The organism is Carboxylicivirga linearis (genome assembly GCF_018271995.1).
Lineage (GTDB): Bacteria > Bacteroidota > Bacteroidia > Bacteroidales > Marinilabiliaceae > Carboxylicivirga > Carboxylicivirga linearis.
The window spans coordinates 157,370-178,619 of the sequence record NZ_JAGUCO010000001.1; the positions used below are offsets into that span (position 1 = coordinate 157,370).

A 21,250-nucleotide genomic window follows, 5' to 3' on the forward strand; every position below is an offset into this window, starting at 1 on the left:
GCATGCCAGCTAAAAACAATCAACAGATTTTTAAGAAGTGGGTGCCCACCTGGCTAATCTATGTAACACTCTTTGTATTTTTATTACCCGTTGCTGTAGTGCTGGGTATTTACATGAGTGGTATTCCTTCGGCAGCCAGTTATTATGGTGTTGATTCCATTGATATTAGGTATTCCATTGTGGTATACTACCTGGCCATCGCCACTTTTTTTCCGTTGGAGGCTCGATTCTTCAATTTCTTTGCATCCAAGCCATACCTTGCAGCATGTATCTCCTTATATCTGCTGATAAATATCTTGCTATATAACGTACAAAGCTACGCTCTGTTATTAGTTATGCGTTTTGTTGGAGGAGCAATTTCGCATGGCATCATTGGTATCATGTTTACCTTGGTTTTTAAGCAGTTTCACGAGCAGCGTAGCCGGGTTCTGGGATATGCAACTCTATATTCTATCTTGTTTGGTTCTGCACCATTAGCGAATATATTGGATGCACATCTCTTTACCCATTTTAACTTCAATAGTCTTTTCCTGTTTAAGATTTACAGTGTAATACCCGGAACTATTTTGATGTTTATTATTCTGCGAAAAAACACCGATTTACGTCGTCAGGGTAAAATACCATTAAAAACGGCTGATTGGCCCAGCTTTGTTTTGTATGCATCTTCTCTTCTATTGCTGGCATATATATTTCTTTACGGTCAGTATTATCAATGGTTTAATAGTGCGCGTATCGTTTATTGCACCATGGCTTTTGGGGTAATATTCGGGTTATTCGTATTACGTCAGATAAATCTACCTGAACCGTATATTAACTTACGCATATTTAAGACCCGTAACTTCCGTATTGGTATGTTGCTGCTGATTCTGTTTTATTTTAGCAAAGGAGATATGGGGCTGCTGAACCGATTTATGGCACGTTCGGTCAACCTCGATAATTATCACCAGGGTTATTTAATGCTGACAAATGGATTGGGTATTGTGGTTGGAGCCTTGTTGAGTGCTCGTTTTATTTTAGCAAACAGGCGAATAAGATTAATATGGATGACCGGTTTTGGCGCTTTGTGGTTGTTTCATTTTTACTCTTTTATGATTATCAATCACCAGGCTGAGGCAAAAGATCTTTTAATACCGTTATTCCTGCAGGGATTTGGTAACGGAGTTCTAATACTATCTATTGTTATATTTTATGCAACATCGGTACCGGCTGATTTAGGGTTTTCAGCCTCAGTTACCGGTGTTGCTTTTAGGGCAACTACCTTCACCGCCACTATGGGATTTACAGGATGGGCCGGATTACATATTCAGAAATTGCATCATAGCAGTATCACCAAAGAGTTAACGGCAGCTAATTCTGATCTTGCACAAAGGATTAATGGATATACACAAACTTTGCTAAATAAAGGTCTGACACCTGAGCAAAGTCATGCAGGTGCATTAAAGCTATTTGGACAGTCGCTGGCAGATCAGAATAATCTTTTATTTGTGAGAGATTATTATTTGTATTTATGCATCTTCATTGGTTTGATAATAATGGGTATTGCGCTGATTCCTCATTTCAGGTATCATATTAAGAAGATAGGAAACAAACTGATTCCTATTTAGTATTTGAAGAATCCTTTTAGTACACAAATATTAAAGACAGACTCTAAATAAGGAGTTTAGTATGAAAGTATGATTTTATTTATACCAATCAAACGTTGGTTTTAGTATATTGTACCTGATGAAATCATTCATAATCATATTGACTCTCGCCATATCGTTCAGTTCTTTTGCCCAGAATATTGCAACGATTAATGGTAATAATGTCATCATTGATAACAATGTACTTTCTGCAGAAATAGAAGGAGGTCGAATGACCTCTTTAAATCAGGCAGGGCAAAATAGTATTCTCAACAATAGGGGATATGCCTATTTTACCTACGTTGATAATGAAAGATCATTTTCTCCAACAACCTTAACGCCTCAGGTTAAGATTAACAATGCTGATATTGCCGATATCTTTTATCAGGTTACAGATAACTTCAATGTTGAAATGCATTATGTCTTTCGTAAAAATGAAAGTGGCTTTTTCGTTTATTACAAAGTATCTGATGCCGGATTAACAGATAAAACCATGAACTCATTACGATTTGCAGTTCGTGTAGATAAAGACATATTTAACTATGCATGGACAACCGAGCGTGAGGGTGCTATGGTTCACCCCGACGTGCTGGCAAATTATGTGGAGGAAATACAAGACGCGACATATCTACTGCAAGACGGTACCATATATACAAAGTATGACTGGGCAGTAGAAAAAATACGAGATGATTTACATGGGTTATTGGGGAATGGAGTTGGTGTGTGGAATATGGAAGCCAGTCATGAATACAGTAATAGCGGAACTACTGCACAGGAATTAACTTTACATGGAACAGATACAACACCCATTCTTATAAGTCAGTTTTTTAGTGCTCATTACGGAGGGGCATTGATTGAGCTAAGAGATGAATATACTAGCTGGGAGAAAATCTTCGGTCCTCATTTTATTTATATCAACGAGGGAACAAATGAGGAGATCATTGGCGATGCCAAACAAAAGGCAGATGAACTAAAAGCAATGTGGCCCTATACCTGGCTGAACGAATCAATTTATCCACTTGAGAGAGGTACTTTATCCGGCTCTTTACAGGTGGATGGAGAGGCCGTGGTTGATAGTGCTATGGTACTTTTATGCAAGAGTGCTCCCAGTTGGCTGTCGGGGATTGATCTTTGGCAAAAACAACCATACGATTATATGTTTTGGGCTGAAGCAGATGAAAATGGTGATTTTCGAATTAGTAATATCCGACCCGGAACGTATACTCTGCAAGCATATACTCAAAAGGGCAAGCTGGTTGATGATTTAAAAGTTGATAATATTAACATTAAGGTTGGCGAAAATACAACAGGTAACGTAAAATGGAATACCAACGAGAAGCAGAAAACCATTTTTCAAATAGGAACTGCTGACCATAAATCAGGAGAGTATAAATTGGGGAATCTTCCAAGAGCTTATGGAAGATGGAAAGATTGCCCTTACACATTAACGTACCATGTTAACAATGATAATGCGCGTGATGATTGGTATTATTGTCAGAGGGTTGGTAGTAATTGGGATATTATTTTCGAGATAAAGGATCTATCAACAGTTATTGATCCAGTGCTGAAAGTTGGTATTGCAGGTGCCGATGCCAGGCCTCATTTAGACATAATACTTAATGGAACAACCATCTCTACCACCGATTTGGGAACTGATAGTGGCATTAGACGAAGTTCGCTTACCGGTGGGAAATTTACTCAGGTAAGTTGTAATGTGAATAAAGATTTATTGGCTGAAGGGACCAATACCATTGAAATGAAATGTTATGGATCAGCAAACGAATATAAAGGTATAATGTACGATGCCATTTTACTGGAAGCCGATTCAATTGATACCGGAACCTCAGTTAATTCTGCACTGTCAGATCCTAAGATTGTACTAAATTATAACGCAACTTCAGGTAGTATTCAGGTTGAAACAGATGTAAAGATTCAAGCAATCTCCATAATTGATTTATCAGGTAATGTTGTATTTCAAAAAAACTATGAGTTGGTAAATTCAGCTTCGATTAATGGATTTAATAGAAATACAGGAATATACATAATACAGCTGCATACACCTGAGAAGGTGTATACGAAAAAAATCTTTTGCAATAATTGAAGGAAATATTTCAAATCATGTATGTTCATTTAATTACATTTACTTGAAAATTCAATAACATGGCACTCTACCTATTTATATACTATTGCGTTTTTTTGTTTGCTGTTTTTGTGATACCCACCTACCTCACTTACAAAAAAACGGGTATTAAACCTTTTCGGTTCGATAAGGAAGAGACTGCCATTAATTATGTAGGAAAAGCTTACAAGATGATTTCGGCCATGGCTTTTATAACCATTATCGTTAATGCCTTTTTTCCTGCCATAATAAAATATTTTGTATCCATCGATTACTTACAAAGCAATGTACTAGCATGGATAGGAATGATTTTATTGCATCTGGCTTTTATAATTATTGTAATAGCACAACGCAATATGGCCAGCGAATGGCGCATAGGCATTGATAACGAAAACGAAGTTAAGTTGGTAACACGTGGTCTTTTTTCTGTTTCCCGAAATCCTATTTTTCTGGCGGTAATCCTTTTATTTATCGGCTTATTTCTGGTCATACCCAATATGGTGACAGCTATTATTTTGGTAGCCGGTATTTTGGTTATTCAAATACAGGTGCGACTCGAAGAAGAATTTCTGTTAAACACCTTGGGCGACGAATATAAAAGCTATATGGGCAAAGTGAAAAGATGGTTGCTCTGAGAATTTTCTATTATAGCAAGGGATGGATTTCTTGTAATTGTGATGTAGCTCTAAATAACCAATATTGTAGATCCCAGGGATTTTATTGATCCCGATTTAAGTCTGCCCCTCTCCTCTGAGTAATATAGGTGCTCACTCTGGCAGTATTACTCAAGAAAATGGTGGTATCAAATCATTGTGACATTCATACATTGTTATCATATGTTTGCCTGATTAATTGAATCTAAATATGAAATTGTACTTTTATCATTTTAAATAACCTTTATGACTATATGTGATATGAAAATCTCAGAAACAAAGCTAACAAGAAAGAAATTTTTTCTACCCTTTATAATTGTGTTAGTACTATGCAGCTGTTCCAATAAAAGAGATGCTCAACAATTACCAAAATACGATGCTTATTTATTTGCCTACTTTGAAGGTTCGGCTGGAAGCCGTAAAAATCAGGAACAGTTGAGGTTTGCAGTGAGTGATGATGCCATAAACTGGAAGGCCTTAAATAACAATGAACCGATCATAAATTCTGATGATATCTCACAGAGCGGAGGTATACGAGATCCTCATATTTTGCGTGGTGAGGAGCCTAAAGAATTTTATATAGTTGCAACAGATATGTCAACAGCCACCAATGGGTGGAAGGAGAATCCGGGTATTGTAATGCTCAAATCAGAAGATTTAATTAGCTGGCAACACGGCAAAGTAAATCTGGCTGAAGCTTATCCGGAGAAATTTGAAAATGCCTATTGGGTGTGGGCTCCTCAAACCATTTATGACCCTGTAGCAGAAAAGTATCTGGTTTATTTCACCGTTAAATTTCGTGATGATGATAAACTGGATTTCTATTGTGCATATGCCAATAAAGATTTTAAAGGTTTTGAAAATGAACCTCAATTTATGTTCAGGGCTAAATACGGTGCCATTGATGGAGATATTATTTATAAAGACAGCACATATCACCTGTTTTTTAAAGGCAACATTAAAGATGAGGAAGGGAATGAGATACAGAACGGAATAAAACAAGCTGTTTCAAAAAGCCTGCAAGGCCCTTGGGACGAGCAAACTGATTTTATAGATGCTTATAAAGATAAGCGCACGGGAGTAGAGGGCTCGAGTATTTTTAAATTAAACAACTCAGATACCTATATATTGATGTACGACTTGTATTCTAGCGGTAGATATGAGTTTCAAAGAAGTACCGATCTATACCATTTTACTGAAAAACCAGAGTCGTTCACTAAAGATTTTCATCCACGACATGGTTCTGTAATTAGCATTACAAGAGAGGAAGCTAAGCGATTAAACAACAAATGGGGGGGAGTGACAGATGTATTGATTGATTAGTAATTATAATAAGTGCTCAGCTTCAGAGCCTGGCTTATTATTGTTTGGTGTGAGTAGTGACACCTTTAACTTCAACCCTAAGAAAAACACAACGCAATGCTGATGAAACAAACCAATGCCATATTGGACCTACGACGATTAGGTGAAATTGCTGCCGCGTTAGCTACCGGCATTGGTAAGTTTATATTTATGGATTACCTCAACTGGAGGTTTCCTTTTATTGCGGTATCTATTATTGCATGGACGGTATATGTTGTGATTAGAAGTAAAAGACAGAAAAACATTTTGAAGCACTGGGGCTTTCGTACCGATAACTTTGGGCAAGCATTAAAAATAGTTTTACCCTTTGGTATTTTTGCAGTAACTGCATTTGTTGTTATTGGTGTCATTCAGAATACTATCAATGTAACCTGGCATATTATTCCCATATTGCTTATCTATCCTTTATGGGGCGTGATTCAACAGTTCCTGGTAGTCGCTTTAGTAGCAGGTAATCTGCAAGATATGGAAGCCATAGCCATTAAAAAGCCACTAACCATATTTATAACTGCCCTTTTCTTTGGATTCATTCATTATCCTAATAATTGGTTGATACTCGGAACCTTTATCCTGGCATTGTTTTATGGATATGTATATTTACGAATAAGAAACCTGTGGATTCTGGGCTTGTTTCATGGTTGGCTGGGAGGCTTATTCTATTACACTGTAGTGAATCAAGATCCGTTTATGCAGGTATTCGGAAGGTATTTAAATTAATTCACAGCTCTGCATTATTGAGAATTGAATTCATACTCACTTCTGTTTTTTTGACCTCTTCCAAGGATTTAGGTACTTCATTTCCGAAAAACACAACTCTTCTTCCGAAAAGTGTTATCACCGGCCTTAATGTCCAATATATCTTTGTACCATAATTATAAGATATTCAAACATTAAAAAATTAAATCATGAAAAAATATAGTTTAATACTATCGTTGGCAGCTTTATTTATCTTATCAGCATTTGCCATTTCAAAGTCAACAACCTGGACAAACGACAAAGCGCATTCGCAGTTGTTTTTTACCGTAACACACTTAGGTATTAATGATGTAAGCGGAACATTTGATGACTTTACTGTTGCCGTAGAATCAGAGAAAGAGGATTTTAGCGATGCCAAATTTAGCTTAACAGCCAAAGTTAATTCAATTAACACCCGTGTGGAAGCAAGAAACAATCACCTGAAAAGTGCTGACTTTTTTAATGCAGAGAAATATCCTGAATTGACTTTTACCAGCACAGGCATTAAACCAGCCGGTAAAAACAAATACAAACTAACTGGTGATTTAACTATTCACGGAGTAACCAAATCAGTTACGGTTGACTTGTTGTACCGAGGGCAAACAACTAATCCAATGAGTTCGAAGTTGACTACCGCTTTCGAGATCACAGGAACTATAAAACGTTCAGATTTTGAAGTGGGAGGATCGTTTCCTGAGGCCATTGTAAGTGATGAAGTACGTATAAGTGCAAGTGGAGAATTTTTGCAACCCGATAAAGAATAAGAACCAAGATATACGTCATAAGACCTGTTAGGAACGACCAGAGTACCGCATAAATAATAGTGTGGTACTCTGGTTATATGTTTTAAAGAGGCTTAGTGTTTTAAAAATTGTTAATTGCCAAAGTTTGACCAAACAATTTTTTGGCACCATAGTTAAGGCTAAGTCTGTATTATTGCTATCACACTTTTCTGCCGTTGGAAAAGATTATTTTTTTAATTGGCTGGAAGTGTAATAAAGCAATGTATGGATAAGAGTAAGAAGATAAATAATATAAATAAAGAATATGTCATTAATTGAGAATCTGCAATGGAGACATGCAGTAAAAGCATTTGATCCCTCAAAAAAGGTAAGCGAAGAGAATATTGAAGCAATTATTGAAGCAGCCAGATTGGCTCCCACATCATCAGGACTGCAACAGTTTAATGTAATAAAAGTGTCGAACCAGGAAATAAAGGAGAAACTGGTTGCCGGAGCATTAAACCCTGAAAGCATGAAAGATTGTTCGCATATTCTGGTTTTTGCTGCCTGGGATACCTATACTGCCGAGCGTATTGATAAAGTATATGATTTTACTACCGATGAAAGAGGTTTACCCCGAGGTAGATTTAGCAGCTATACCGATAAGTTAAAGGAGTTGTATTTAAACCAGCCTGATGAAGTAAATTTTGCTCATACAGCCCGTCAGACCTATATTGCCTTAGGACTGGCTTTGGCGCAGGCAGCCGAATTAAAGGTGGATACTTGTCCGGCCGAAGGTTTTGATAATACTGTGGTGGATGAAGTTTTAGGTTTAGAGCAGTATGGCTTAAAAAGTGTATCACTCATTTATGTTGGTTATGCCGATGAAGAAAAAGACTGGGTGAGAAACATGAAAAAAGTAAGAATACCACGTAACGAATTTGTTATTGATATGGAATAACTTATTAAAATAATTATCAAAGAAATCCTGACTCTGTCGGGATTTTTTTTGCACTACCGTTTATGTTGGTCGCAGCATTCAGAAGATTATACCTGTATATATTACGATTACACCTGATTTCTTTTTATTTAAATGGTAAATTAGAGTCTTCTATAAAAAAAGATATTTAATGGGGACTAATCATTATAGGTATTGGTGGCAAAAACCAAAACGGTATGCTGTTCAGGAAGAAGATAGAAAAGTAAGTTTCTTAGAGTTGTTTTACGATTTAATTTATGTGGCTATCATAGCGCAGTTATCTCATAAACTGGCTGTGGATGTCTCATGGTCGTCTTTTGGGGAATTCTCATTTTTGTTTTTAGTGGTTTGGTGGGGATGGTATAACGGAGCCATTTATCACGATCTTCACGGTAATAACGATATAAAAACCCGTGTTGTAACCTTCCTGCAAATGTTTGCTGTTACCGCAATAGCCGTGTTTATCCACAATGCCTTTACCGATGGAGCCATTGGTTTTATTATTTCTTATTCCATCTTTCTGCTAATTATTACAGTCCTATGGTATCGTACCGGTTATCACGATCCGGATCATAAACCTTTGGCTAATCCATATGCTTTATCGTACTTGATTAGTATAATGTTAATGCTTGCCTCTATTTTTGTTGATACTTCCCTTCGGTTTTATTTATGGTACATTTCTTTTGGTATTATTGTAATACAACCTTTGTTGCTGTATACCATTGGATTAAACAATACTAAAATTCAAACCCAGATTGATAAGTCAATCGGATTATCCCCCTCTATAAGAGAACGATTTGGGTTAATTACCATTATTGTATTAGGTGAGGTGGTTGTGGGCGTTGTTAATGGATTAATATCAAGTCATCACCTTGATTTAATCAATGGATTAATTGCTTTTTTATCAATGTCTTTAGGTGTTGGAATCTGGTGGGTTTATTTTGATTATATATCCAATCAAAAACCCAAAAGCAATCATATAATTGAGCATATCTGGGGATATTTACATATGCCGTTAACATTGGGAATAACAACCATTGGTGCTGCCACAATTAATATTACTGCAGTTGGAAATCAGGTTGAGAGTCCTGTTCGATTGTTACTTACGGGGGGTATTGCTATTGTGTATATTAGCATTTCGTTTATGTTTTTTACTTTACGATGCGATGATAAATCGCGAAAGCTAAATAGAGTTGGGCAGGTAATTACTGCACTTGCAGGAATAATCTCCATATTGTTATATTTTTTAAGGATAGAAATGCATCTGCTTCTATTATTATTAGATATTGTTTTGCTAGCCCCTATTTATTTTGGTTTTAGAATATGGATTCGTCAGTATATAAAAAATATTAATGAAGATAATTCAATTGTCGAATAATATGAATGCAGATATTGCATCAGTGAATATTATATAATCATGAAATCAGGAAAGAACCTTTTTATCGATAAGGAAAAAATCAGAACGATAGATACTTTTCGGATTATCTATTTGGTATTGTTTATAATGTTCTTTGTTCTTACCGAAATAGGCAGGTTTATCTATCGGCCATTTATTTATGAAAATCAAATTAACGATTGGGGTATTGCCGATTCGATGGGTAATTTAGGAGGTATTCTGGTTCAGCTGTTTTTCGGGCTAACTGTTTTTAATCCAACCAAAGTAAAAGGTTTGCGACTCATCACCTTTTTTGTTCTTGGGTATATTATTTACGAAATAGCTCAACCCTTTCTTCCCAAAGGGGTGTTCGACTGGAAAGATATTTACGGTACTCTAATAGGTGGTTTATCAGGTCTTCTTCTATTTTTGCTTTTACACAAAGTAAATAAAAACAACAAAACTTTTTACCGGTTTAACCTTTAATGCGAGCTTGTCCGTATATGATTCGTAATAATAGCTCTTCTATGCAATTGTGTGCAGTTATATTTAGATTATACAGTATCAAATGTAAATAGCTTTTAAACAATATTTGTAAGTTTGCTGTTCTTTTATCTAAATATTGACATATGAATATAAATAATGCAATTAGGCTAATTGCCGGAATCTTTATTCTTACCTCAGTTTTACTGGGCCATTTTATTAACCATTACTGGTTCTTGTTTACATTGTTTGTTGCAGTAAACTTAATTCAATCAAGCTTTACTAAATGGTGCCTGATGGAAAAGATATTAAAAAAAGCAGGTGTGAAAGAATAAGGAGATATTGGCATCATTCTAACTAATTGATCTCATTGAAAACTACAAAAAAGTTGCATTAAGTTATTTATAATACTTTATAGATTCTATTACTAATAGAGTTAATTAAGCAATGTTTTTTATTGGCGTTAAGTCCCATTTTTTAACGATTATAAAGATGCAACACGTGTTTTCCCTTCAGGCCATCAGTCCTCAAATAACATTTTCATTACGGCTTAATTAGTATGAGTAAATAATAAATACCCAGGAATTGCTGAATATTTTAAACTAGCTCATGGTAAAAGACCGGAGGTTGAGTTGTATAATGTTACTGATGATCCTTATTGCTTGAACAATCTTGCAGGAAAACCAGAATATGCCTCAATCGAAAGCGAACTTAAGGATAAACTTATGCGAGAACTCCAACTGTCGAAAGATCCACGAGTTGTTGGACCGAATAAAGTGGTGTTTGATAGTTATATCAGGTATTCAGCCATGCGAAAATTCCCAAAGCCTGGATGGGCGAAATGATTTTAATTACCGTTAAGGTTTTTATTATCATATTCGAAAATAATGAACTGTTATTGTTTCTTTTATTAGATGTGCTTTAATCTTTTAAACTGTATATTTATTGCACAAAATAATATGGTTATACCCCTTTGCTGTAGCTGGAAGAATTTTGGGTGGTAACATCAGCAATCTTTATAGAGCAGTAATCATTACCAGATATTAAAATAACAGTGCAACCATGAAACAAATATTTATCCTCTTTGTCAGTTTTATGCTCTCTCAATCAGTTTTTGGACAGAATCTTCCATTATTAAAAATTAGTAGAGATAGTAGTTATATTGTGACAAAGGATGATAAACCTTTTTTTTGGTTAGGAGGTACTGCCTGGGAATTAATTCACCGTCTCGATAGAGAAGAAGTTGACAGATATTTAACCGATAGAGCGAATAAAGGATTTACCATAATACAAACTGTTATTCTTGCCGAACTTGATGGTTTGAATACCCCAAATGCTTATGGAGAAAAACCATTGTTGAATAATGACCCAAGTCAATTAAATGAACAATACTTTGAGCATGTTGATTATGTCATAGAAAAAGCTAATGAACTTGGACTGTATATAGGACTTCTGCCTTCCTGGGGTGATAAGATAAATAAAAAATGGGGTGCAGGACCAGAAATCTTTAACGCTGAAAATGCAAAAAAATATGGACGTCTTTTAGCCAAAAGGTATCTTGACAATAACAATATAGTATGGATACTTGGAGGAGACAGACCTATTGAGAACGCAAATCATCTCGAGATCATTCGTGCAATGGCAAAGGGAATTCGAGAGGTCGATAATAATCATTTGCTCAGTTTTCATCCTGTTGGTGCAAAAAAAGCTACCGATTATATCAATGATAAATGGCTTGATTTAGATATGTACCAAAGTGGGCACAGTAGAACCGCCAGAGAGTATTCTTATGTGTTAGATAGTAAGACATCGTTAACTAAACGCCCCATAATTAATGGTGAGGCGAGATATGAAAACATCCCGGATCGGTTTTGGGAAGAAAAGCCTTACGGTTGGCTGGATGATGCAGATGTTAGGGTTTCTGCCTACTGGAGCATTATAGCCGGAGCTGCCGGATATACATACGGGTGTAATGATATTTGGCAAATGTATGATGTTGACAAAATGCCAATAATAAATGCACGCACCGATTGGCAAGCTGCTCTTCATCTGCCCGGTTCTTTTCAAATGGCTTATATGAGACAAATATTTGAGATACTTCCTTGGCAAAAAATGTGGCTAAATCAGAACCTGATATGGAATGATAACCCAGAGGATGAATCATATATTTTAAGTGCAATCAGTTCAGATAAACAAGTTGTTATAGCTTATACCCCAACAGGAAATCCGGTAAATATTGATTTGTCAGCAATAGATTCAAAGCGAATTGTTGCTTATTGGTTTAATCCGAGAAGTGGAAAAACAAAAAAAATAGGTGAATTTGAGACTATGACATCTCAAGAGTTTAAACCATGGTCAAGTGGCCGGGGAAGTGATTTTCTATTGATATTGAGAGCAGAAAGTTATAAGATTGATCTTGACTGAAAATACTAGTAAAAGGGGGATGAAAAGGGGTTTTTTACTCATCCATGAAAATTATAGTTGGATAAGAGAGTGAAAAAATCCCGACTCAGTCGGGATTATCTTAGATGTTCTGTTAGCAAATGAATTTCAATTGCCGGTGATATTTTTTCGTAAATAATATTGTAAACCGCCTCAGTAATGGGCATGTTTACCTTGTATTTATCGTTAATTTCTTTAATGCTTTTAACGGCATAGTAACCCTCAGCAATCATCAGCATTTCCATCTGTGCATATTTTACCGAGTAGCCTTTACCTACCATGGTACCAAACATACGGTTACGACTAAATTGTGAATAAGCTGTTACCAGCAAGTCACCCAGGTAAGCTGAGCTTTTAATATCACGAGTAATCGGATGCACTGTATCTACAAATCGTTTAATCTCCTGAATACCATTGGAGATCAGTACGGCCTGAAAATTATCACCATAACCTAAACCATGACAGATACCGGATGCTACCGCCATAATGTTTTTTAAAACAGCTGCGTATTCTGTACCATAAATATCATCGGTTACCGATGTCATTATATAGGAGCAATCAAGGATGGATGCAAATTTACGTGCCAGCTTAATATTCTGGCAGGCAATGGTCAGATATGATAATCGCTCCAAAGCTACTTCTTCAGCATGACAAGGTCCACTGATAACGCCAATTGACTCGGTTGGTAAATCGTAGAATTTATGAAGGTACTGCCCAATAATAAGGTTCTCTTCAGGTACCAGACCTTTGATAGCTGATACAATAAATTTATCTTTCAGAGGTTCAGTCAGATCAGAAAGCGCTGATTTAATAAAAGCTGATGGCACAGCTAATATAATAATATCAGACCTTTTAACTATTTCATTGATGTCATCAGAGAAAAAGATATTCTCGGTTTCAAACATCACACTCGAAAGGTAATTAGGATTGTGTTTTTTCTTTTTAAATTCGGTTATGTGAATAGGGTTGCGGAAGTACCAGTTGATAGTTGGAACGTTGTTCAACAGCATTTTTGCTATCGCTGTAGCCCAGCTGCCGCTGCCAATAATCCCAACCGTTGATGTTTCATCCATATGCATTTGGTTCATTTTAAACCATTAAAATAAAACAAAAAAAGGCAAAATGCCTCTTTTGTTTTATTAAATATCTCTTAAAGTTTATGCTAACCAGGCTTTCACATCGTCTTGCGACGGATTAGTTAACCCTAATTTATGTTTTTTATTTAATCCACAGATGTCCTGAAATAACTTTCCTGGTTTTACTTCTTTTAAAGCATCTACCTTATTAAAACCGGCTTTTCGGATTACAGAAACCCATTCTTCAGGAATACCTAAAGCGGTGAATTTATCATCTCCGTCAACCTGAGGTTTCTTTTCAGGGCGCATTTGTGGGAAGAACAATACATCCTGGATTGATTCCTGACCAGTCATAAACATAGTTAAACGGTCGATACCAATACCCATACCTGAAGTAGGAGGCATACCATATTCCAAAGCACGTACAAAGTCATGATCGATAAACATAGCCTCGTCATCTCCTTTTTCTGATAAACGTAATTGCTCCTGGAAACGCTCCAGCTGGTCGATAGGATCGTTTAGCTCTGTGTAGGCATTACAAAGCTCTTTACCGTTCACCATCAATTCAAAACGTTCTGTTAATTCAGGATTGTCGCGGTGCTTTTTACACAATGGCGACATCTCAACCGGATAATCAGTAATAAAGGTTGGTTGAATCATGTGGCCTTCACATTTTTCACCAAATATCTCGTCAATCAACTTTCCTTTACCAAAGGTTTCGTCAATTTCAATTTCAAAATCAGCACAAACAGTACGAAGTTGCTCTTCATTCATGCCTGTAATATCAACGCCAGTATGTTCTTTAATGGCATCAGTCATACTTAATCGACGATAAGGAGCTTTAAAGTCAATCTCTTTATCACCAATTTTAACCTTGGTGGTACCGTGCAATGCCATGGCTACTTTTTCCAACATGGTTTCGGTAAATTCCATCATCCAGTTGTAATCTTTATAAGCCACGTAAATTTCCATTACCGTAAACTCTGGGTTGTGCGTACGGTCCATTCCTTCGTTACGGAAGTCTTTGGCAAACTCGTAAACACCATCAAACCCACCAACAATCAATCTTTTCAAATAAAGCTCATTGGCAATACGCAAGTACAAAGGAATATCCAATGCATTGTGGTGCGTAGTAAACGGACGAGCCGAAGCTCCACCCGGAATTGGCTGTAATATTGGAGTTTCAACCTCCAGGTATCCCATATCGTCAAACATCTGACGCATGGTTTTGATGATGGTAGCACGTTTTTTAAATACGTCTCTAACCGTTGGGTTTACCACCAAATCAACATAACGCTGACGGTAACGTTGCTCAGGATCGGTGAAGGCATCGTAGGTTTTACCATCTTTTTCTTTTACAATCGGAAGTGGCTTCAACGACTTACTTAAGATAGTTAGTTCCTTAACGTGAATGGTTGTTTCACCCATTTGAGTGTTAAAAACAAATCCTTTCACACCAATAATATCACCTATATCTAATAGCTTTTTAAATACTGTGTTGTAAAGAGTTTTATCTTCATCCGGACAAAGATCATCGCGGTTCAGGTAAATCTGAATACGGCCTTCTGAATCCTGCAACTCAGCAAACGAGGCTTTACCCATTATACGACGGCTCATAATTCGACCTGTGATAGAAACCTCTTTCAGGTTTTCTTTCTCCGGATCAAACTCCTGTTTTATTTCACTTGTAAAGTGAGTGGTTTTATACTCAGGGGCCGGATATGCGTTAATACCCAGCTTGTTTAGCTCCTCTAGGCTATTGCGTCTGATAATTTCCTGTTCGCTCAGTTCCAACGTACTCATTCTGCTTATGAATTTATCTGAATTACATAGTTTGCAACGTTCATTGTTGCTGTCTTTTTCGACTTAAATTAACATGAAGTCAAAAAATCCTTGCAAAGATAATGTATTTAGTTGAATTTGGCAGTTGAAAGTTTCACACAGTAAGAAGTGTGATAATTTTAATGTATTCTTGCAATAAAATAACGTGTTAGTTCAATGAATTTACGAAGGTTTGATGGTATTGAGGTTTTCCTTTTTGATTTGGGAGGAGTGATTATAGATATTGATGTTCAGCGTTCTGTTGAAGGCTTTGCGGATTTGGGATTCAAGGGCATTGAGAATGAAATATCCAAGAGTCATCAACTTGGTTTGTTTAAAGCCTTTGAAAGGGGAGAGATCGATAATTCGGAATTTATTGCAACCCTAAAGAAAAAGGTTGAAGCTGATATATCTGAAGAGCAGATAATAGATGCCTGGCAAATGATGTTAGGTGATTTTCCTGTTGAGCGGATTCGTATTCTGGAAGAATTACATCAGCATTATTCCACTTACATTTTAAGTAACACCAATGGAATTCATTTAGATAAGTTTAGTAAAATGGCAAAGGGGTATAATCATATCGAGGATCTTTTTACCGATGCTTATTACTCTTTTCAGTTAGGTTGCAGTAAACCCGAAAAATGTGCGTTTGAAAAGGTGATTAATGATGCTGGCATTCAACCTGAAACAACGTTGTTTTTAGACGATTCGGAAATGAACCTGAAGGCAGCCGAGAGCTTAGGGTTTAAAACGCAATTGGTAACCAAAGAACATTCTTTAGTAGAAATATTTAAATAAAAAAGGAGGCTCGAGGCCTCCTTTTCCTATTTATCAATCTAGTTTTATCTTTTTACTAATAACCAAACATTATCACGCCCTTCAGAATTTCTGGCGTTTCTAAGTTCAGCATAAGCTTCTGTTCTGTCGTAGAACGATTTGTAAGAAACCTTGAAAAATTCATTGTTAGGTCCTCTTCTGCGCTCAATAATATTTGAATTATACCCTTGTTCTTCCAAACGCAATTTAAAAATTTCAGCATTTTCCCTGCTTTGAAAACTTCCTGCAATCAAAAAGTACTTGTCCTCGGGCTTTGGAGGCTCGGGTATTGCAATCTTCTCTTCCGCAACTTTATTCAATGTGTCAGGTGTCATGGTATCCTTTACAGGTTTTTCAACCACTTTTGTCTGAGGTTTTTGCGTCTGCTTTTGAGGCTTTTCTTTACAAGCGCCCATTGAGGTAATGATACCTAAAATAAACAAGGCGTAAACTATATTTTTCATAAACGACAGTTTGTTTTCACTTTAACTGGTTAGCTACAATCATAACTTATTCTTGATAAAAGTAATAATTATGATGTGCATGACCAATTTATTCTAATCGAAAGTTAGAAGAATTGTCATTTAGAAGAAGTTTGCTTAATCAACAAACTTATATCCCACACCTTTGATAGTTCGGATATGGTCCTGACCTATTTTTTCGCGTAACTTCCTGATATGTACGTCTATTGTTCTGTCGCCAACAATAATGTTATCGCCCCATACAGAGGTGTAAATTTCGTCGCGGGTGAACACTTTTTCGGGCTTTGATACCAGTAAAAGAAGTAATTCAAATTCTTTTTTAGGCAGTACCATCTCTTCTCCCGAATTGATTACGATGTAACGTTCTCGATCAATGGTTAAATCACCAATACTAATGGTTTCAGAAGATTTCTCTGTTGGTTTATCATCAGCAGCAGGATGATATCTTTTTAAGAGTGCCTTAACCCTTGAAATAAGTACTTTGGGTTTGATAGGCTTGGTGATGTAATCGTCGGCCCCCGCATCAAAACCGGCTATTTGTGAATAGTCTTCACCACGGGCTGTTAAAAAAGCCACAATAGAGTGTTTCAATGTGGGTATTCTTTTTATTTCTTCACATGTCTCAATGCCGTCCATTTCTGGCATCATCACGTCCAGAATAATTAACTCAGGTAATTCGGCTTGCGCCACTTTTAAAGCTTCTTCACCGTTATTAGCAGTAAATACATTGAATCCTTCTTTTCTAAGGTTATAACCTATGAACTCGATAATATCAGGCTCATCATCAACCAATAATATTTTGTAATTTGATGTATCCATGTCTTAATTTTATTGTACTGCGAAAGTATCTATACCTATTAAAAAATCGTGTTTTTAATATTATTAATACGTAAAGTTAATATTAAGGAGCTTTTTCCAAAGTGAAAGTAAAGGAAGTTCCTTTCCCTAACTTACTACTTACATTGATTCGCTGGTTGTGAGCTTCAATGATATGCTTAACAATAGCCAGGCCCAAACCGGTACCTCCCTGTTCGCGACTTCGGCTTTTATCGGCACGGAAGAAGCGTTCGAAAATACGGGGCAGATGCTCTTCAGCAATGCCGATACCATTATCTTTAATCTCCACTAAAACACGATTATCCATATCATAAAAATTAACGGTGGTTTGTCCGCCTTTTTTACCATAATTAATCGAGTTAACGATCAGGTTAATTACCACCTGAAACAATCGTTCTTTATCGGCATTTACTTTTATTATATTCTCCAGTCCTTTGCCATATTTTAATTTGATGTTTTTCTCATTGGCTCTTATTTCCTGCATGTCAAATACATCATCAAACATGGCCTTTATGTTGAATGAAGCAATGTTGAGCTCCAATTCTCCGGCTTCTAATTTTGAAATTGCTTCCAGATCATCAACAATGCTAATCATACGGTTAATACTTTTCTCGGTGCGGTTGAGATAAAGCATGTTAATGTTAGGATCTTCTAAACCACCATCTAATAATGTAAGAATGTAACCTTGGATATTAAAGATGGGGGTCTTCAACTCGTGAGATACATTACCCAGAAATTCTTTACGGTATTTCTCCATTTGTTTTAACTCCAGAATCTCCTGGTTGCGGTTTTTCATCCAGTCTGCCACTTCCTTATTGATATTTGAAAGGATATCTTTGTTATCTGAGTCTTCTTCCGAAATAACATCGTTTTGCTTAAACCCGTGAATAGATTTATAAATAGGTTTGATTCGAGAATAGATAAAGTTATTAACGAAATAACTAACCAAGGCAAATGATAAGGCAAAGAAAAGAGGGATGGAGATGGCTAATGAATAGAACAAATTCGGACTATAGTAATTTGCCAAAAAGAATATGGTAGCCAAAAATAGAAAACCCAACGATATAAATCCTGTAATTTTCTGGGGTTCCAACGATTTCATGTGTAATTAATTTTAGAGCAAAGGTAAATTAAAAATGCCAAGTTCATTTATTAAGAAATACCAAGTTTTAGGTTAATCAAAAGTTAACAAAAGGGCTTTAGAAGTAATAATTCCGAAAAATCAGAAAGGTATTCACCAGATGGTAACAATATCTTAACATTTGGTTTTATCTTAGCTGTTATTATTGAATCTATCTTTACGCCGCAAAAAGTAGTAAAATGACATTTATTTGGATTGCTGTAATTCTTCTTGGTTTAATGGCAGTAGCCGATTTGATCGTGGGTGTTTCCAACGATGCGGTTAACTTCTTAAATGCTGCCATTGGTTCCAGAGTTGCTCAACGACGTGTGGTGTATTGGATTGCAGCAACAGGTATTATAATGGGTGTTTTTCTGTCTGTTGGTATGATGGAAGTGGCCCGTAAAGGGGTGATTTATCCATCAAGCTTTGTGTTTACCGATTTAATGGTAGTGTTTATTGCGGTAATGCTTACTGACATTATTTTGATTGATGGATTTAACACGCTTGGCTTTCCTACTTCCACCACTATAGCTGTTGTTTTTGAATTGTTAGGTGGAGCTTTGGCTCTGACTTTTATTAAAAAAGGAGAGACCCAAATCGCTGGTGCCGAAGTTCAGAATCTGATAAATACCGACAGAGCTTTTGTTATTTTAGCTGGTATTGTGCTATCTATATTCCTGGCATTTATTGTAGGTATGGTTGTTCAGTTTATAACCCGAATGATTTTTACCTTTAATTATAAACAACGCTTTAAAGTGCTGTTTGCATTGGTTGGAGGAGTGTCGATCACCGCTATTGTTTTTCTGATAGCAAAAAAAGCTTTGGGTGGCAGTGTTTTTGGCGATGATCAGTGGTTTATTCTTGCCCAGCAGTATTTACCCGAAATTCTATTTGGTGTTTTTGCTCTAAGCACTTTTATCTTTCTGTTTTTAGGATTGTCTTTTAATATTGATATACCACGTATTGTGGTGCTTTTTGGAACCTTTGCATTGGCCATGTCTTTTGCAGCTAATGATTTGGTGAATTTTATTGGGTTGCCATTGGCGAGTATTGAGAGTTTAAAGGTTTTCCTGGCATCAGGGACTGTTGATCCGGATACTTTTAGAATGGACTTCCTGAGTTCGAATGTGATTGAAAAGGATGTGCTGAAGGATTTTACTTACATGCTCATTCTTGCTTTTGCTGCAGTGGTAATGATTATTACCATGTTTTACTCGCGTAAAGCCAAAGGTGTTACCGAAACGGAGGTTTATCTGGGGCGTCAGTCGGAGGGATATGAACGTTTTGAACCATCTTATCTATCAAAGGTGATTGTTCGTAATTTCCTGCAAGTACATAATGCATTAATGACTGTTTTACCCAAAAAAGCGGTTCGTTTTTTAGATTCGAGGTATAAGAGAGTAGAATCTGTAGAATCGAGTCGGGGGGAAGATGGTGTAATGTATTTCGATACTTTAAGGGCTTCTGTGAACCTGGTGGTTGCAAGTATTTTAATTTCCATAGGTACTTATATGCGTGTACCGTTGTCTACTACTTTTGTGGTGTTTATGGTTGCCATGGGATCTTCATTGGCTGATCAGGCCTGGGGACGTGAAAGTGCTGTTTACAGGGTTTCGGGAGTGTTGTCTATTATCGGAGGGTGGTTCTTTACTGCTTGCCTCGCTTTTATTGGAGCCTTCGTATTTGCCTATATTATATGGTATGGCAGCTGGCCGGCAACTATCATAGCTACGGCTTTGGTTATATACATATTGTATCGAACAAGAAGATATTATAATCAGAAGCTGGAGGAAAAGAAAATTCTGAAAGAGGAGTATACTGAAGAAAGTATTGCTAATATGGATTTTCTTATTGAGTTAGGTGGAGATCAAATAAAGCGTAACCTTTTGGAAGCATCCAAGATTTATACATTAGCTATTCAAGGCTTTATGGACTCTGATATGCGGCAGTTGGGTGAGGCTAATAACAAAGCTGATAAATTGCGCAAATATGCCCGAAATGGGAAGTCTCAAATGTTTTATGCCTATTCTAAAATGAATGAAGATGGCATAGACTCTGGGCAGTATTTTATACAGGCGTTCGATTATCTTACCGAATTGGTAAATTGCCTGATGGGTATTACCAAGCCTTTATATATTCACTTCGAGAATCATCACAAGGGGCTCACAACTGAACAGCAAAGCGATGTACAAGAATTACTGGATGAGGTATCAGCCTTCTTTAATCACTTAGTACATGTGGAGAAAGAACAAAAATTTGGTTTAATCAATGATATGTTGATTAAGCAGAATTTTCTGCTTGGTTTTCTGGAAGAACTTAGAAAAAATCAGATTAAACGTATTCAAACCGGTTCCGGTCGTACCCGAATAAGTATTCTTTACCTTGATATGTTGGCCGAAACAAAGAATATACTTTTGTATTCTATCAACCTGATAAAGTCACATCGCGATTTTATTGGAGCTTCCAGATAGTTGTGTATAAATCTTTATTAATGAAGGTTTGTTATCTATCATTATCTTGAAGGAGCTATCCTTCTTTTTATTTAAATTGTATAGGTTTATTGTCCAATACTGTTGGAATAATCAGATAGTCAAGGCTTATTT

The 21,250-nt window shown here is 36.4% G+C and carries 19 protein-coding genes; 14 read left to right on the forward strand and 5 right to left on the reverse strand.

Annotation, left to right across the window (positions count from 1 at the left end):
• Positions 1 to 2 precede the first annotated feature (2 nt).
• The 12 genes from KEM10_RS00630 (at position 3) to KEM10_RS00685 (ending at position 12,474) form a co-directional block, all read left to right on the forward strand.
• Positions 3 to 1,604: an efflux MFS transporter permease gene (locus KEM10_RS00630; protein ID WP_212212155.1), complete on the forward strand. Its 1,602-nt coding sequence runs from the start codon at positions 3 to 5 to the stop codon at positions 1,602 to 1,604.
• A 118-nt stretch (positions 1,605 to 1,722) separates the two neighbouring features.
• Positions 1,723 to 3,723 (forward strand): polysaccharide lyase family protein, encoded by a 2,001-nt coding sequence (locus tag KEM10_RS00635; protein ID WP_212212156.1) that lies wholly within the window; start codon positions 1,723 to 1,725, stop codon positions 3,721 to 3,723.
• Positions 3,724 to 3,782: 59 nt separating this feature from the next.
• The gene (locus KEM10_RS00640; RefSeq protein ID WP_212212157.1) at positions 3,783 to 4,376 is read left to right on the forward strand and encodes a methyltransferase family protein; all 594 of its coding nucleotides are present in this window, start codon (positions 3,783 to 3,785) and stop codon (positions 4,374 to 4,376) included.
• Positions 4,377 to 4,640: 264 nt separating this feature from the next.
• Complete coding sequence (locus tag KEM10_RS00645) at positions 4,641 to 5,717, forward strand: glycoside hydrolase family 43 protein (protein WP_212212159.1); 1,077 nt, start codon at positions 4,641 to 4,643, stop codon at positions 5,715 to 5,717.
• A 102-nt stretch (positions 5,718 to 5,819) separates the two neighbouring features.
• The gene (locus KEM10_RS00650) at positions 5,820 to 6,473 is read left to right on the forward strand and encodes a CPBP family intramembrane glutamic endopeptidase (RefSeq protein WP_212212161.1); all 654 of its coding nucleotides are present in this window, start codon (positions 5,820 to 5,822) and stop codon (positions 6,471 to 6,473) included.
• A 188-nt stretch (positions 6,474 to 6,661) separates the two neighbouring features.
• The gene (locus KEM10_RS00655) at positions 6,662 to 7,255 is read left to right on the forward strand and encodes a YceI family protein (protein ID WP_212212162.1); all 594 of its coding nucleotides are present in this window, start codon (positions 6,662 to 6,664) and stop codon (positions 7,253 to 7,255) included.
• Positions 7,256 to 7,538: 283 nt separating this feature from the next.
• Positions 7,539 to 8,174: a nitroreductase family protein gene (locus KEM10_RS00660; protein WP_212212163.1), complete on the forward strand. Its 636-nt coding sequence runs from the start codon at positions 7,539 to 7,541 to the stop codon at positions 8,172 to 8,174.
• Positions 8,175 to 8,343: 169 nt separating this feature from the next.
• Positions 8,344 to 9,570 carry a low temperature requirement protein A gene (locus KEM10_RS00665; RefSeq protein ID WP_212212164.1) on the forward strand — a complete coding sequence of 409 codons (1,227 nt, stop codon included), beginning with the start codon at positions 8,344 to 8,346 and terminating at the stop codon, positions 9,568 to 9,570.
• 39 nt (positions 9,571 to 9,609) lie between these two features.
• Positions 9,610 to 10,053: a hypothetical protein gene (locus tag KEM10_RS00670; protein WP_212212165.1), complete on the forward strand. Its 444-nt coding sequence runs from the start codon at positions 9,610 to 9,612 to the stop codon at positions 10,051 to 10,053.
• Between the two features lie 143 nt (positions 10,054 to 10,196).
• Positions 10,197 to 10,385, forward strand: a complete 189-nt coding sequence (locus tag KEM10_RS00675) for a YgaP family membrane protein (RefSeq protein WP_212212166.1) — start codon at positions 10,197 to 10,199, stop codon at positions 10,383 to 10,385.
• 327 nt (positions 10,386 to 10,712) lie between these two features.
• Complete coding sequence (locus tag KEM10_RS00680; protein ID WP_212212167.1) at positions 10,713 to 10,895, forward strand: hypothetical protein; 183 nt, start codon at positions 10,713 to 10,715, stop codon at positions 10,893 to 10,895.
• A gap of 217 nt (positions 10,896 to 11,112) precedes the next feature.
• Positions 11,113 to 12,474, forward strand: a complete 1,362-nt coding sequence (locus tag KEM10_RS00685; protein WP_212212169.1) for a glycoside hydrolase family 140 protein — start codon at positions 11,113 to 11,115, stop codon at positions 12,472 to 12,474.
• 95 nt (positions 12,475 to 12,569) lie between these two features.
• Here KEM10_RS00685 and KEM10_RS00690 read toward each other — a convergent pair whose 3' ends face one another.
• Positions 12,570 to 13,580: an NAD(P)H-dependent glycerol-3-phosphate dehydrogenase gene (locus tag KEM10_RS00690; protein ID WP_244825452.1), complete on the reverse strand. Its 1,011-nt coding sequence runs from the start codon at positions 13,578 to 13,580 to the stop codon at positions 12,570 to 12,572.
• A 69-nt stretch (positions 13,581 to 13,649) separates the two neighbouring features.
• The gene (gene lysS / locus KEM10_RS00695; protein ID WP_212212172.1) at positions 13,650 to 15,371 is read right to left on the reverse strand and encodes a lysine--tRNA ligase; all 1,722 of its coding nucleotides are present in this window, start codon (positions 15,369 to 15,371) and stop codon (positions 13,650 to 13,652) included.
• 195 nt (positions 15,372 to 15,566) lie between these two features.
• On the opposite strand from lysS, the gene KEM10_RS00700 reads away from it, so the two are divergent.
• Positions 15,567 to 16,187, forward strand: coding sequence for an HAD family hydrolase (locus tag KEM10_RS00700; RefSeq protein ID WP_212212174.1), 621 nt, complete (start codon positions 15,567 to 15,569; stop codon positions 16,185 to 16,187).
• Between the two features lie 44 nt (positions 16,188 to 16,231).
• On the opposite strand, the gene KEM10_RS00705 is transcribed toward KEM10_RS00700, so the two are convergent.
• The 3 genes from KEM10_RS00705 to KEM10_RS00715 form a co-directional block, all read right to left on the reverse strand.
• Positions 16,232 to 16,669, reverse strand: coding sequence for an SPOR domain-containing protein (locus KEM10_RS00705; protein ID WP_212212177.1), 438 nt, complete (start codon positions 16,667 to 16,669; stop codon positions 16,232 to 16,234).
• A 135-nt stretch (positions 16,670 to 16,804) separates the two neighbouring features.
• Positions 16,805 to 17,506 (reverse strand): response regulator transcription factor, encoded by a 702-nt coding sequence (locus KEM10_RS00710; protein WP_212212180.1) that lies wholly within the window; start codon positions 17,504 to 17,506, stop codon positions 16,805 to 16,807.
• Between the two features lie 82 nt (positions 17,507 to 17,588).
• Positions 17,589 to 18,626 (reverse strand): sensor histidine kinase, encoded by a 1,038-nt coding sequence (locus KEM10_RS00715; protein WP_212212182.1) that lies wholly within the window; start codon positions 18,624 to 18,626, stop codon positions 17,589 to 17,591.
• A gap of 218 nt (positions 18,627 to 18,844) precedes the next feature.
• On the opposite strand from KEM10_RS00715, the gene KEM10_RS00720 reads away from it, so the two are divergent.
• Positions 18,845 to 21,118 carry an inorganic phosphate transporter gene (locus KEM10_RS00720; protein ID WP_212212184.1) on the forward strand — a complete coding sequence of 758 codons (2,274 nt, stop codon included), beginning with the start codon at positions 18,845 to 18,847 and terminating at the stop codon, positions 21,116 to 21,118.
• Positions 21,119 to 21,250 lie beyond the last annotated feature (132 nt).